This is a genomic window from Micromonospora sp. NPDC049101 (genome assembly GCF_040648675.1).
Classification (GTDB): Bacteria; Actinomycetota; Actinomycetes; order Mycobacteriales; family Micromonosporaceae; genus Micromonospora.
In genome coordinates this window covers 206,130-218,831 of sequence record NZ_JBEZED010000005.1, presented here as the reverse complement: position 1 = coordinate 218,831, position 12,702 = coordinate 206,130, and the positions used below count along the sequence as shown (strand labels likewise).

Sequence of the window (12,702 nt, the reverse complement as noted above, 5' to 3'; positions counted from 1 at the left end):
CACAGCGGGGTCAGGCCAGGTCGTTGGCGCGTCGGATGACAGTCACCAGGTCGTCGATGATGCCGGTGAGGGCGAAGTCCTTCGGGGTGAACACCCGGGCCACCCCGGCCGCCCGCAGGGTGTCGGCGTCACCGGCGGGGATGATGCCGCCCACGACCACCGGCAGGTCGGCCCGGCCGGCGGCGCGCAGCCCGTCCAGCACGGCGGGCACGGCGGCCAGGTGCGATCCGGAGAGCACGGACAGCCCGACCAGGTCGACGTCCTCCTCGACGGCGGCGGCGACGATCTGCCCCGCGGTCAGCCGGATGCCCTGGTAGACGACCTCGAAACCGGCGTCGCGGGCGCGTACCGCGATCTGCTCCGCGCCGTTGGAGTGCCCGTCCAGCCCGGGCTTGCCGACCAGCAGCCGCAGCCGGCCGCTGCCCAACTCCCGAGCGGTGGCGGTGACCCGCCCGCGGACGGCGGCCAGGCCCGGGTCGCCACCGCTGCCGGCGGCACCGGCCAGGCCGGTCGGCGCCCGGTACTCGCCGAAGACCTGCCGCAGCGCCCCGGCCCACTCGCCGGTGGTCACCCCGACCCGCACGCACTCCAGGGTGGCGGGCATCAGATTGGCGGTGGTCGCGGCGTCCGCGCGGAGCCGGGTCAGGGCCGCGTCGACGGCGTCCGCGTCCCGGTCGGCACGCCACCGGTGTACGCCGGCAGCGGCGGCCGCCTCGACCGCGGGGTCCACCCGCTCGACGGCCTGCGCGCCGGCGGCGGTCAGCGGGGAGGGCTCGGTCTCGGCGTACCTGTTGACCCCGACGACCACGTCGGCCCCGGACTCCATCCGACGGCGGCGCTCGGCCAGCGAGGCGACCAACGCGCTCTTGAGGTAGCCGGACTCCACGGCGGCGACCACGCCGCCCGACTCCAACACCTTGTCCAGCTCGACCCGCGCCCCGGTGACGATCTCGTCGACAAGCGCGGTCATCACGTGCGAGCCGGCGAAGAGGTCGGGGTATTCGAGCAGGTCCGACTCGTACGCCAGCACCTGCTGCATCCGCAGCGACCACTGCTGGTCCCACGGGCGGGGCAGGCCGAGCGCCTCGTTCCAGGCGGGCAGTTGCACGGCGCGGGCCCGCGCGTCGCGGGACATCGTCACCCCGAGCATCTCCAGCACGATGCGCTGGATGTTGTTCTCCGGCTGCGCCTCGGTGAGGCCCAGCGAGTTGACCTGCACGCCGTAGCGGAACCGCCGTTGTCTGGCCTCGGTGACCGCGTACCGGTCCCGGGTGATCTCGTCCCAGAGCACGCCGAACGCGCGCATCTTGGCGATCTCCTCGACGAAGCGCACCCCGGCGTTGACGAAGAACGACACCCGCTGCACCACGTCGCCCATCCGCTCGGCCGGGACCTGACCGGAGTCGCGGACCGCGTCGAGCACGGCGACCGCGGTGGCCAGCGCGAACCCGACCTCCTGCACGGGCGTCGCGCCGGCCTCCTGGAGGTGGTACGAGCAGATGTTGACCGGGTTCCACCGGGGCATCTCCCGCAGCGCGTACGCCACCACGTCGGCGGTCAGCCGCAGCGACGCCGCTGGCGGGAAAATGTACGTCCCCCGGGACAGATACTCCTTGACGATGTCGTTCTGCGTGGTGCCGGCGCAGCGGGCCAGGTCGGCGCCCTGTTCCCGCCCCACGGTGCCGTACAGGGCGAGCATCCACATCGCCGGGGCGTTGATGGTCATCGAGGTGTTCATGTCGGCGAGCGGGAGACCGTCGAAGAGCGCCCGCATGTCGCCGAGGTGGGCCACTGGCACGCCGACCCGACCGACCTCACCGGCGGCCAACTCGTGGTCCGGGTCGTACCCGGTCTGGGTGGGCAGGTCGAAGGCGACCGAGAGGCCGGTCTGCCCCTTCGCCAGGTTGCGGCGGAAGAGGGCGTTGGTCGCGGTGGCCGACGAGTGGCCGGCGTAGGTGCGCATCACCCACGGGCGGTCCCGCTCGGGCAGCCGCCCCGAATATGCCGTCTCATCCATGGCCGGAGTTTAAGTTACCCCCCGGTAAAACGGGTTGTGGAAAACCACACACGTCCATGTCGGGGACGTCCGGGTGGGAAACGGCCGCGGTGGCGCGCACCGCCACCCCCGGGGCACCGGGCCGGCCTGGTCAGGCGCACACTTGACGACATGGATGACGAGCTGGCCATCTCCGTCCGGGGGCTGCGCAAGGCGTACGGCGACAACGTCGCGGTGGCGGGCGTGGACCTCGACGTCCACCGCGGTGAGGTGTTCGCGTTGCTCGGGCCGAACGGCGCCGGCAAGACCACCACGGTGGAGATCCTGGAGGGTTACCGACGCCGCGATGCCGGCGAGGTCACCGTGCTGGGCACCGACCCGGCGCACCCGGACGCCGACTGGCGCTCCCGCGTCGGCATCGTGCTCCAGGGCACCGGCGAGTTCGACGAGCTGACCGTGGCCGAGGTGATCCGGCACTTCTCCGGCTTCTATCCCGACGCGGACGACCCGGACAAGGTGATCGAGCGGGTCGGGCTGGCCGACAAGGCGAGAGCCCGTACGCACAGCCTCTCCGGTGGGCAGCGGCGTCGCCTGGACGTGGCGCTGGGCATCATCGGTCGCCCCGAGCTGCTCTTCCTCGACGAGCCGACCACCGGTTTCGACCCGGAGGCCCGCCGCGAGTTCTGGGAGCTGATCCGCGACCTCGCCGCCGCCGGCACCACCATCGTGTTGACCACCCACTACCTGGACGAGGCGGAGGCGCTCGCCGACCGGGTCGGCGTGATCGCCGGCGGCCGGCTGGTCGCGGTGGCCGCCCCCGCCCAGCTGGGCAACCGGCAGGAGGCGCTGGCGACGGTTTCCTGGCGTACCCCGGACGGGGCGCTGGAGAGCACGCAGAGCGCGACGCCGACGGCCCTCGTGGCCGATCTGGCCGCGCGCCACGGCGGCGAGGTGCCGGGGCTCACGGTGACCCGGCCGACCCTGGAGGACGTCTACCTGAAGATGATCGGACACGCGCGATGACGACCACGACGAAACCGGCCTCCGCGGTCGCCGCTCCTCGGGGCCAGCGGCCGAACGCTGGCGCGCTCGCCCTGCGCCAGGGCCGACTGGAGATCACCCAGTTCCTGCGCAGCCGGGAGTCCGTGGTCTTCACGATGGGTTTCCCCATCATCATGATCCTGATCTTCGCGTCGATCTTCGGCGGCACGATCGGCGGCGGGGTCAAGTTCACCCAATACTTCATCACCGGCATGATCGCGACCGGCCTGATGACTGTCAGCTTCCAGAACCTCGGCATCTGGATCCCGATCGAACGGGACCGGGGTGTGCTCAAGCGCTACCGGGGCACCCCGATGCCCAAGTGGGTCTGGTTCGCCGGCAAGGTGATCATGGTGGTGGCGATCGGCATCGCCGAGACCGCGCTGCTGCTGGCCGTCGCGGTGGCGCTGTTCGACCTCGACCTGCCCGGCACCGCCGGGAAGTGGTTGACCTTCGGTTGGGTCGCCGTGCTCGGGGTGACCGCCTGCACCCTGTGCGGCATCGCCATCTCGTCGCTGGCCCGCACCGCCCGCAGCGGCTCGGCGGTGGTCACTCCGGTCGCCCTGGTGCTCCAGTTCATCTCCGGGGTGTTCTTCGTCTTCACCGACCTGCCCACCTGGATGCAGCAGGTCGCGGCGCTGTTCCCGCTCAAGTGGATGTGCCAGGGCCTGCGATCGGTCTTCCTGCCGGAGAGCTTCGGCGCCCAGGAGCCGGGCGGCTCGTTCGAGCTGGGGCGGGTCGCCCTGGTGTTGGCCCTGTGGTGCGTGATCGGTGTGGTGCTCTGCCTGACCACCTTCCGCTGGACGACCAAGCGCGACGGCTGACCCGTTCCCTGGGCCCCGGATCGCCCCGAGGCCTGTCAGACTTTGCCGATGGCCGCTCGACCAACCCGGCGTGGTCTCCTGCTCGCTGGTGCGGGAGCGACGGCGCTGGCGGTCGGGCTCGGCTGGGCGGCCCGCGACCTGATCCGTCCCTCGCCGGCACGGCCGACGCCCCCGGACGCGCCGGCCGGTGACGAGCGCCTGACCAGCCGGCCGTCCACCGCACGGGGCCGCTCGGTCGACTTCTACACCGCCGTCCCGGACGGGCACGGCGACGGCCAGGGGCTGCCGGTCTGCCTGGTGCTGCACGGCGCGTCCACCACCGCACGCGACTTCCCCGGGCTCGGCCTGGGGCGCTTCCTGACCGACGCGGTACGCCGAGGCGCACCGCCGTTCGTGCTCGCCGGAGCGACAGGCGATCGCCTCTCCTGGCGCCCCGCCGGACGAGACGACCCGCAACGGATGGTGCGGGAGGAGTTGCCGGCCTGGTGCGCCGAGCGGGGCTTCGACACCACCCGGCTGGCGGCCTGGGGCTGGTCGATGGGGGGCTATGGCTCGCTGTTGCTCGCCGAGACCTGGCCGGGCCTGCTCCGGGCGGTGGCGGCCTGCTCCCCCGCCGTCGCGCCCGGCGACGCCGTCTTCGCCGGTGTCGACCGGCTGCGCGGCACCCCGCTGGGCCTCTGGTGCGGTCGGCAGGACGACTTCCTCGACGACGTGCAGGCGCTGGAGCGGGCCCTGCCGGAGCCGGCGGTCCGCGTGGAGTACGCCGACGGCCGACACGACTTCCACTACTGGGGCTCGGTCGTCCCCAGCGCGTTGGACTTCGTCGCGGCGGCGCTGGACGCGCCGGCCGGCCCCACCTGAGCCGGCCGCGAGGCCCGCGAACGGGCCCGCGCGGCTGCCGGTCTCAGTACGTGTAGAAACCCTTGCCGCTCTTGCGGCCCAGGTCACCGGCGGTGACCATCCGCTGGAGCAGCTCCGGCGGGAAGAACTTCTCGTCGGCCGTGTCGGCGTAGATGTTCTTCATGGCGTGCAGCAGCACGTCCACGCCGGTGAGGTCGATGGTGGCCAGCGGGCCCATCGCGTGCCCGAAGCCCAGGCGGCAGGCCGTGTCCAGGTCCTCGGCGGACACCACGCCGGACTCCACCAGCTTGGCCGCCTCGGCGACCAGAACGGTGATCAGCCGGGTCGTGACGAAGCCGGCGATGTCCCGGTTGACCACCACCACCGTCTTGCCGACCTCCTCGGCGAAGGTCCGTGCGGTGGCCAGCGTGGCGTCGCTCGTCTTGTAACCGCGGACCAGCTCGCAGAGCTGCATCATCGGCACCGGGGAGAAGAAGTGGGTGCCGACGACCGCCTCCGGCCGCTCGGTCACCGCGGCGATCTGGGTGACCGGAATGGCCGAGGTGTTGGTGGCGAGCACCGCGTCGGCCTTGCAGATCTTGTCGAGGGCGCGGAACACCTCGTGCTTGATCTCCAGCCGCTCGAAGACGGCCTCGACCACGATGTCCGCGTCCGCCGCCGCCTCCAGGTCGGTGGTCGGGGTGATCCGGGCCAGCGTCGACTCGACCTCGGACGCCTCGATCTTGCCCTTCTCGGCGAACTTCTCCAGTGACTTCCGGATGCCGCCGAGCCCTCGGGTGGTGGCCGCGTCGTCCAGGTCGCGCAGCGTCACCTGCCAGCCCGCCTGCGCCGCCACCTGGGCGATGCCGGAGCCCATCAACCCCGCCCCGACGACCGCGAGTCGACCCGCCATCTACTTCTCCCTCGCTGCGATTGGGTGCCTGCCTGGCACCCTAAGGGTCTGTGTCGAAGCCCCGGGCCGGCCCGTGGCGGGCCCAGGACTCTGACACAGACCCTAGTCGGCGAGCCTGAACGATGGCTAAGTGGCGGTCGGGCCGGGTGGCGGGGTTCCGGCCTCAGATCTCCAGCGACGGCTCCTGCGGTGTGGTGCCCCGCTCCACCGCCACCCCGAGCGCCCGCAGGTCGGCCACGAAGTCCGGATAGCCCCGGTCGACGTGATGCACGTGGGAGACCTCGGTGACCCCCAGCGCACACAGCCCGGCGATGATCAGCCCGGCACCGGCACGGATGTCGGTCGCCTGGACCGGGGCACCGGAGAGCCGACCCCGCCCACGGACCACCGCGTGGTGCCCGTCGGTCTTGATGTCCGCGCCGAGCCGCATCATCTCGTTGGCGAACATGAACCGGCCGTCGAAGATGTTCTCGGTGATCAGGGAGGCGCCGTCGCTGACCGCGGCCAGCCCGATCGCCATCGGCAGCAGGTCGGTGGCGAAGCCGGGGTACGGCAACGTCACCACGTCCACCGCCCGGGGCCGGTCGTCCATCCGTACCCGGAAGCCGTCCCCCCGGGTCTCCACCAGGCCGCCGGCCGCGACCACCTTGTCCAGCGCGACCTCCAGGTACGCCGGGTCCAGCCCGGTCACCGTCACGTCGCCCCGGGTCATCGCCGCCCCGAACGCCCAGGTGCCGGCGACGATCCGGTCCCCCACCGTGGCGTGCCGGACGGGGTGCAGACCCGGCACGCCGGTGATCCGCAGGGTGGACGTGCCCGCGCCGGAGATCCGGGCGCCCATCTGGTTGAGCATCGTGCAGATGTCGACGATCTCCGGCTCCCGGGCCGCGTTGTCGATCATCGTGACGCCCTGGGCCAGCACCGCCGCCATCACCAGGTTCTCGGTCGCGCCGACGCTGGGAAAATCCAGCACGATCTCCGCGCCACGCAGCCCGTGCGGAGCGGAGGCGATGACGAAGCCGTGCTCACCGGAGATCTCCGCGCCCATCCGGGTCAGCCCGGAGATGTGCATGTCCAGCCCTCGTGACCCGATGGCATCACCGCCGGGATGGGCCACCCGCACGTACCCCCGGCGGGCCAGCAGCGGGCCGAGCACACAGATCGAGGCGCGCAACCGGCGAACCAGGTCGTAGTCGGCCTCCGCCCCGGGCTGCTCGGGCACGTCGATGGTCACCGAACGGGACCGGGCCACGCCGCCGCGGGCGACCATCGGGTCGACCGGGTCGTCCGCGTCGAACCGGACGTCGCAGCCCAGCCGACGCAGCACCTCGCCCATGATCGCGATGTCGGTGATCCGGGGAACGTTCGTGATCACGCTGCGGCCCGGGGCGAGCAGCGCGGCGGCCATCAACTTCAGGGCCGAGTTCTTGGCGCCGACCACGTGTACGGTGCCGGCCAGCCGGACGTCACCGTGGACCCGAATGACGTCGACATCGTTGACCGCCGGGTCGCCCGCGTCGCCGGGGCCCACCACCACCGGCCAACTGGGGGCGCTGTCCGGCCGCGCCGGGATGGTCAGGTCGGGAATCCGTAGGCTGTGCGTCATGGCCGTCCACCTCACGCGCATCTACACCAAGGCCGGCGACGCCGGCATGACCAGGCTGAGCAACAACGAGCAGGTGCCGAAGACCGATCCACGGATCGCCGCGTACGCGGACGTCGACGAGTGCAACGCGGCGATCGGCGTCGCGCTCGTCCTGGGCGGGCTCGACCAGGAACTGCGGGACGTGCTGGGGTCGGTGCAGAACGACCTGTTCGACGTCGGCGCCGACCTGTCCACCCCGGTCGAACCGGAGCCGAAGTACCCGCCGCTGCGGGTGACCGAGGAGTACGTCGAGCGCCTGGAAGGCTGGTGCGACGAGTACAACGCACGCCTGAGCAAGCTCGACTCCTTCATCCTCCCCGGCGGCACCGCGGGCGCGGCGCTGCTGCACGTGGCGCGGACCACCGCCCGGCGCGCCGAACGGGCAGCGTGGGCGCTGGTCAGCCACGATCCGGAACGAACCAGCACGCTCCCGGCAAAGTATCTCAACCGGCTCTCCGATCTGCTCTTTATCCTGTCAAGAACGGCAAATCCGGCGGGAGACGTGCTATGGGTGCCGGGCGGCAAGCGCTAGAACGTCGGCGCACCGCACCACGTCGAGGTATGAGTTCCCAATCTGCCCGCCACCACGCGTAGCCAGGGCCCGACTCCCGCCCCCATGATCCACTCGGGATCATGAATACGCGGCATCCAGCCCAGCGGAACACCCCGACTTCAAGAGAGTCGAGTCGAAAACCGCGCCAGACCGACGCACAGCGGCAACATGGGGTTTCCGGGGGAGCCCGCCCGGCGCAGGGATCAAGCCTGACCGCCCGGAGCCGGGTGGGCTCCCCCGGAAACCCCGAGCGCAACCACAAGCGAGCCAGGCGGGGCCCCCAAGAACCCAGGAGCAACCACAGACGACCCGATCAGGCAGCCGGCCAGTCCTGGGAGGCCATACGCGGCGAGACCGCCCCCGGAGGGGCGGCCTCGAGCCAGGACAGGAAACCGGTGACGGTCGACCGCGCCATGGCGATCTCCACCGGTGCGTGGTGACTGGTACACCGGAGGATCACCCAGTCGGCCGGCATGGAGAGCCGTTCCTGACCCTCCGGGAGTCGTCGGCGCTCGACCGCCAAATCTTTGCGGGAGAGAACCCGCTTGGGTCGGATCGCGAAGCTGAACATCCTGTACCACCGCAGTTCGTCACCGGCGAACCGGCCGAAGCCGGGCGACCAGCCACGGCCGTCGAGCATGGTGGTGACGCGGACGCTGAGCCGGATGATGCCACCGCTGCGGGTGACCAGGGCTCGCCGGACGAAGAGGGTGAGCAGCGCGCCGACGATGACGACAACGCCGATCCCGATTCCTTCGACGATGTCCATCCCCGGTGTGACTCAGCGGCTCTGCGCGGAGACCGGGGTTGCGCTCTCGGCCAGCACGATGACGCCGTCGGCGCTCACCGAGAGGAAGCCGCCGGCCACCTCGTAGGAGACCTGCTCACCGCCGGCGAGCTTGATGCGGACCTGACCGGGCTCCGCGAGCTGGCCGAGCAGCGGCGCGTGCCCCGGCAGGACACCGAGCTCGCCTTCGGTCGTCCGGGCGACGAGCATCTCTGCGTCACCGGACCAGACCTTCTCCTCGACGGCGACGAGCTCGACGTGAAGCTGCTTTGCCACGCTGTCTCCTTGCTGCGGCGACGGATTGCCGAAAGTCTAGCCTGACGCACAGGCGCTCCCAACGCGGGTGGCGAGAACCGCGTCACGACTACTTGGTCTTGTTGACGAAGTCCGGATGCTCCAGCAGGAACGGATCGAGCTGCTCGCTGTGCAGGGCGGTGAAGAAGTCCGCAACGGCCGGCTGGAACTGCTCGCCGAGATAGACACCCCTGTTGTTCGTGAGTTCACCACCGGCGAGCTTGATCATTTGGATGGTGTTGGGGCGGATGTCCTTCAGGGCGAGCCCGAAGTCGACAACGCTGCTGCCCCGACCGTTGAAGATCAGCGACTGGCCGGCGGCGCGGAGCACCTTGTCCAACTTGATCGGGTTGGCCACCACGTCGGCGCTGAACGCCTGGCCGACCATGGCCTTGACGAACTGCTGCTGGTGGCGCTGCCGGCCGTAGTCGGAGTCCGGGACGCCGTTCTTCGGATAACGCTGCCGGACGTAGTCCAGGGCCTGCCACCCGCTGAGGTGTTGGTTGCCCTTCTTGTAGATCGCCTGCGGGCCGACGTAGCCCTCGCCGTACGTCTTGCCCGGCCGCGGCTTACCGTCGGGCTGCTTGTGCTCGGACTTGACCTCGCGCTCGATGTACATGTCGACGCCGCCCATGGCATCGACGATCTTCTGGAAGCCGGTGAAGTTGATGATGGCGCCGGCGTCGAACCGTTTGATGCCTGTCACGTTCTGCACCGTGGTGGCCAGCAGTTCGAAGCCGCGCGCCGCGTCGGGGTTCGCTCCCGGCACCTTGCTGCCGAACGACATGGCGGCGTTGATCTTCGTGGTCTCGCCGGGGAAGTCGGCCTTCTTGAACGCCGGGATGGGCACGTAGAGGTCGCGCGGCAGCGAGAACAGGTAGGCCCGGTCCATCGAGGCCGGCACGTGCAACACCATGATCGAGTCGGCCAACGGCGCGGCCGTGGGCGTACGCGGGTCGATGCCGACGAGCAGGATGTTGAGTGGGCCCTTGATGTCGCTCTTCTTCGGCTGGGCGCCGGCCGCCTGGTCGCCGAACAGGTCAGCCTTGCCGACGGCGCCCTCGTAGCGGGCCATCAGGACCTCCGCGCCGACCAGCACCGCACCGCTGAGCACGACCAGCACGGTGCCGAACACCGTGCAGATCCTGGCCCAGCGCGGGACGCCCCGCCAGACGGACGACTTGCGGCCACGCTTGCCGGCCTTACCCACGAGCAGCTCCGTTCGTTACGCCCACACGAGGGAAGACGGGCGCACGTCGTCGAAAGGTTGCAAAGATCAACGCTCGTCGGGTGAGCGTGCGGATCGACCGTATCTCGGGTGGCGCGCAACGAACGACCCCGAGTAACGGACCGCGACGATGGTAAGACGCGAAGGTGAACAAAAGACTGCCCCGGCATTGCCGGGGCAGTCTTTTTGTTACGGGTCGAATCGGGGCTGATCAGCCCTTCATCAGCTCCTCAGCCTTGCGCTCCAGGTCCTCGAGACCGCCGCACATGAAGAACGCCTGCTCGGGGAAGTGATCGTACTCACCCTCGCTGATCTTCCGGAACGCCTCGATGGTCTCCTTGATCGGGACCGTCGAGCCCGGTACGCCGGTGAACTGCTCCGCCGCGTAGGTGTTCTGCGAGAGGAAGCGCTCGATCCGCCGGGCCCGCGCCACAGTGATCTTGTCTTCCTCGGAGAGCTCCTCGATACCGAGGATGGCGATGATGTCCTGCAGGTCGCGGTAGCGCTGCAGGATCCGCTTCACCTCGGTGGCGACCTGGAAGTGCTCCTGACCGACGAACTCCGGGGCGAGGATCCGGGACGAGGACGCCAGCGGGTCGACCGCCGGGTAGATGCCCTTGTCGGAGATCGACCGCTCCAGGTTGGTGGTCGCGTCCAGGTGGGCGAACGTGGTGGCCGGGGCGGGGTCGGTGTAGTCGTCCGCCGGCACGTAGATCGCCTGCATGGAGGTGATGGCCTGGCCCCGGACCGAGGTGATCCGCTCCTGGAGCTCGCCCATCTCGTCGGCCAGGGTCGGCTGGTAACCCACGGCGCTCGGCATCCGGCCGAGCAGGGTGGACACCTCGGAACCGGCCTGCGTGAAGCGGAAGATGTTGTCGATGAAGAGCAGCACCTCCTGCTTCTTCACGTCGCGGAAGTACTCCGCCATGGTCAGCGCGGAGAGCGCCACCCGCAGCCGGGTGCCCGGCGGCTCGTCCATCTGGCCGTAGACAAGTGCGGTCTTGTCGATGACGCCGGACTCGGTCATCTCGGCGATGAGGTCGTTGCCCTCACGGGTGCGCTCACCCACGCCGGCGAACACCGAGGTACCACCGAAGTTGCGGGCAACCCGGGTGATCATCTCCTGGATGAGCACCGTCTTGCCCACGCCCGCGCCGCCGAACAGGCCGATCTTGCCGCCCTTGACGTACGGGGCGAGCAGGTCGATGACCTTGATGCCGGTCTCCAGCATCTCGGTCTTCGGCTCCAGGTCCGCGAAGGCCGGGGCCTTGCGGTGGATGCCCCACCGGTCGTCGGCCTCGAACGTCTCACCCTCTTTGAGGTTGAGCACCTCGCCGATCGCGTTGAACACGTGGCCCTTGACCGCGTCGCCCACCGGCACCGTGATCGGCTCACCGCGGTCGCGCACCTCGGCGCCACGGACCAGACCGTCGGTCGGCTGCATCGAGATGGCACGGACCAGGTTGTCACCCAGGTGCTGGGCGACCTCCAGGGTCAGCGTCTTCTCACCGCCGGACAGGTTCACCGTGACGTTGAGGGCGTTGAACAGGGGCGGCATGGCGTCGCGCGGGAATTCGGCGTCGACGACCGGGCCGATGACCCGGACCACGCGACCCGTGGCCGTCTTGGTCTCTACTGGTGCAGTCATCACACTTCACTTCCCGACGCGGCCAGCGCGTTGGCGCCGCCGACGATCTCGCTGATCTCCTGGGTGATCCCGGCCTGGCGAGCCGAGTTCATCTCGCGCGTGTACTTCTCGATCATCTCTTCGGCGTTGTCGGTGGCGCTCTTCATCGCCCGCCGCCGTGCCGCCGACTCACTCGCCGCCGACTCGATCAACGCCGCGTAGATCCGCGTGTTGATGTACCTCGGCAGGAGCGCGTCGAGCAGCGCCTCCGCCTCCGGCTCGAACTCGTACGCCGGCAGCAGCCCCTCGGAGGGCGGCCGGTCCTCCACCTGCATCGGACCAATGATCTTGGTAACCGGGTTCTGCGTCATGAGCGAGTGGAACTCGGTGTAGACGATGTGCAACTCGTCGACGCCGAGCACCCCGTCCGCCCCGGCACTGCCGTCGGCGTCGTCCGCACCGGCCGTGAACGCCTTGATCAGCGTCTCACCGACGGTACGGGCGTCCTCGAACGACGGCTGCTCACTGAAGCCGGTCCAGTTCGCCTCGATCGGCCGGTTGCGGAACCGGTAGAACCCGACGCCCTTACGCCCGATCACGTAGAGCACCGGCTCCTTGCCGTCCGCCTTGAGCCGCGCGATCAGCGACTCCGCCATCCTGATCGCGTTGGAGCTGTAGCCGCCGGCCAGACCACGGTCACTGGTGACCAGCAGGACGCCCGCCCGCCGCACCCGCTCGCGCGGGGTGAGCAGCGGGTGGTCGATCCGAGCGTTGGACGCCAGCGCCGTGAGCACACCGGTGATGGCCTGGGCGTACGGCAGGGACGCCTGCACCCGGGCCTGAGCCTTGGCGATCCGGCTCGTCGCCACGAGCTCCATCGCCTTGGTGATCTTCTTCATCGACTTCGCCGAGCGGATCCGTTGACGAAGAACGCGTACCTGGGCGGCCATCAGA

Annotated in this window: 12 protein-coding genes; 4 read left to right on the top strand and 8 right to left on the bottom strand. The window is 70.1% G+C overall.

Annotation, left to right across the window (positions count from 1 at the left end):
* Window positions 1-10: 10 nt before the first annotated feature.
* Window positions 11-2,017: a protein meaA gene (locus AB0B57_RS08900; RefSeq protein WP_357066905.1), complete on the bottom strand. Its 2,007-nt coding sequence runs from the start codon at window positions 2,015-2,017 to the stop codon at window positions 11-13.
* Between the two features lie 150 nt (window positions 2,018-2,167).
* Between AB0B57_RS08900 and AB0B57_RS08895 the strand changes: the two genes are divergently transcribed.
* The 3 genes from AB0B57_RS08895 to AB0B57_RS08885 are packed head-to-tail and all read left to right on the top strand — an operon-like array spanning window position 2,168 to window position 4,722.
* Entirely contained in the window at window positions 2,168-3,019 is an 852-nt protein-coding gene (locus tag AB0B57_RS08895) for an ABC transporter ATP-binding protein (RefSeq protein ID WP_357066903.1), read from the top strand.
* Window positions 3,016-3,861, top strand: a complete 846-nt coding sequence (locus tag AB0B57_RS08890) for an ABC transporter permease (RefSeq protein ID WP_357066901.1) — start codon at window positions 3,016-3,018, stop codon at window positions 3,859-3,861. The genes AB0B57_RS08895 and AB0B57_RS08890 overlap by 4 nt, the downstream gene beginning before the upstream one ends.
* Before the next feature lie 48 nt (window positions 3,862-3,909).
* On the top strand, window positions 3,910-4,722 hold the full coding sequence (locus AB0B57_RS08885) for an alpha/beta hydrolase-fold protein (protein ID WP_357066899.1): 813 nt from the start codon (window positions 3,910-3,912) through the stop codon (window positions 4,720-4,722).
* A 43-nt stretch (window positions 4,723-4,765) separates the two neighbouring features.
* On the opposite strand, the gene AB0B57_RS08880 is transcribed toward AB0B57_RS08885, so the two are convergent.
* Window positions 4,766-5,614, bottom strand: coding sequence for a 3-hydroxyacyl-CoA dehydrogenase family protein (locus AB0B57_RS08880; protein WP_357066897.1), 849 nt, complete (start codon window positions 5,612-5,614; stop codon window positions 4,766-4,768).
* 163 nt (window positions 5,615-5,777) lie between these two features.
* Window positions 5,778-7,220, bottom strand: a complete 1,443-nt coding sequence (murA, locus tag AB0B57_RS08875) for a UDP-N-acetylglucosamine 1-carboxyvinyltransferase (protein WP_357066895.1) — start codon at window positions 7,218-7,220, stop codon at window positions 5,778-5,780.
* Here murA and AB0B57_RS08870 point away from each other — a divergent pair.
* On the top strand, window positions 7,219-7,791 hold the full coding sequence (locus AB0B57_RS08870; protein ID WP_357066893.1) for a cob(I)yrinic acid a,c-diamide adenosyltransferase: 573 nt from the start codon (window positions 7,219-7,221) through the stop codon (window positions 7,789-7,791). The two genes, murA and AB0B57_RS08870, sit on opposite strands and share 2 nt — an antisense overlap.
* A 334-nt stretch (window positions 7,792-8,125) precedes the next feature.
* Here the strand turns inward: AB0B57_RS08870 and AB0B57_RS08865 are convergent, their stop codons facing one another.
* The 5 genes from AB0B57_RS08865 to AB0B57_RS08845 all read right to left on the bottom strand — a co-directional run bounded on the left by AB0B57_RS08865 (window position 8,126) and on the right by AB0B57_RS08845 (window position 12,698).
* Window positions 8,126-8,581 (bottom strand): DUF2550 domain-containing protein, encoded by a 456-nt coding sequence (locus AB0B57_RS08865; RefSeq protein WP_357066891.1) that lies wholly within the window; start codon window positions 8,579-8,581, stop codon window positions 8,126-8,128.
* Window positions 8,582-8,593: 12 nt separating this feature from the next.
* Window positions 8,594-8,875 carry a F0F1 ATP synthase subunit epsilon gene (locus AB0B57_RS08860; protein WP_357066889.1) on the bottom strand — a complete coding sequence of 94 codons (282 nt, stop codon included), beginning with the start codon at window positions 8,873-8,875 and terminating at the stop codon, window positions 8,594-8,596.
* An 88-nt stretch (window positions 8,876-8,963) separates the two neighbouring features.
* Window positions 8,964-10,109: an LCP family protein gene (locus AB0B57_RS08855; protein WP_357067218.1), complete on the bottom strand. Its 1,146-nt coding sequence runs from the start codon at window positions 10,107-10,109 to the stop codon at window positions 8,964-8,966.
* Window positions 10,110-10,332: 223 nt separating this feature from the next.
* On the bottom strand, window positions 10,333-11,769 hold the full coding sequence (atpD, locus tag AB0B57_RS08850) for a F0F1 ATP synthase subunit beta (RefSeq protein ID WP_357066887.1): 1,437 nt from the start codon (window positions 11,767-11,769) through the stop codon (window positions 10,333-10,335).
* Entirely contained in the window at window positions 11,769-12,698 is a 930-nt protein-coding gene (locus tag AB0B57_RS08845; protein ID WP_357066885.1) for a F0F1 ATP synthase subunit gamma, read from the bottom strand. The genes atpD and AB0B57_RS08845 overlap by 1 nt, the downstream gene beginning before the upstream one ends.
* Window positions 12,699-12,702 lie beyond the last annotated feature (4 nt).

Coding starts and splice junctions, on each gene's coding strand:
- AB0B57_RS08885 (WP_357066899.1), top strand. CDS start 3,910: ATGGCCGCTCGACCAACCCGGCGTGGTCTCCTGCTCGCTGGTGCGGGA.
- AB0B57_RS08900 (WP_357066905.1), bottom strand. CDS start 2,017: ATGGATGAGACGGCATATTCGGGGCGGCTGCCCGAGCGGGACCGCCCG.
- AB0B57_RS08880 (WP_357066897.1), bottom strand. CDS start 5,614: ATGGCGGGTCGACTCGCGGTCGTCGGGGCGGGGTTGATGGGCTCCGGC.
- AB0B57_RS08845 (WP_357066885.1), bottom strand. CDS start 12,698: ATGGCCGCCCAGGTACGCGTTCTTCGTCAACGGATCCGCTCGGCGAAG.
- AB0B57_RS08895 (WP_357066903.1), top strand. CDS start 2,168: ATGGATGACGAGCTGGCCATCTCCGTCCGGGGGCTGCGCAAGGCGTAC.
- AB0B57_RS08870 (WP_357066893.1), top strand. CDS start 7,219: ATGGCCGTCCACCTCACGCGCATCTACACCAAGGCCGGCGACGCCGGC.
- atpD (WP_357066887.1), bottom strand. CDS start 11,769: ATGACTGCACCAGTAGAGACCAAGACGGCCACGGGTCGCGTGGTCCGG.
- AB0B57_RS08890 (WP_357066901.1), top strand. CDS start 3,016: ATGACGACCACGACGAAACCGGCCTCCGCGGTCGCCGCTCCTCGGGGC.
- AB0B57_RS08865 (WP_357066891.1), bottom strand. CDS start 8,581: ATGGACATCGTCGAAGGAATCGGGATCGGCGTTGTCGTCATCGTCGGC.
- murA (WP_357066895.1), bottom strand. CDS start 7,220: ATGACGCACAGCCTACGGATTCCCGACCTGACCATCCCGGCGCGGCCG.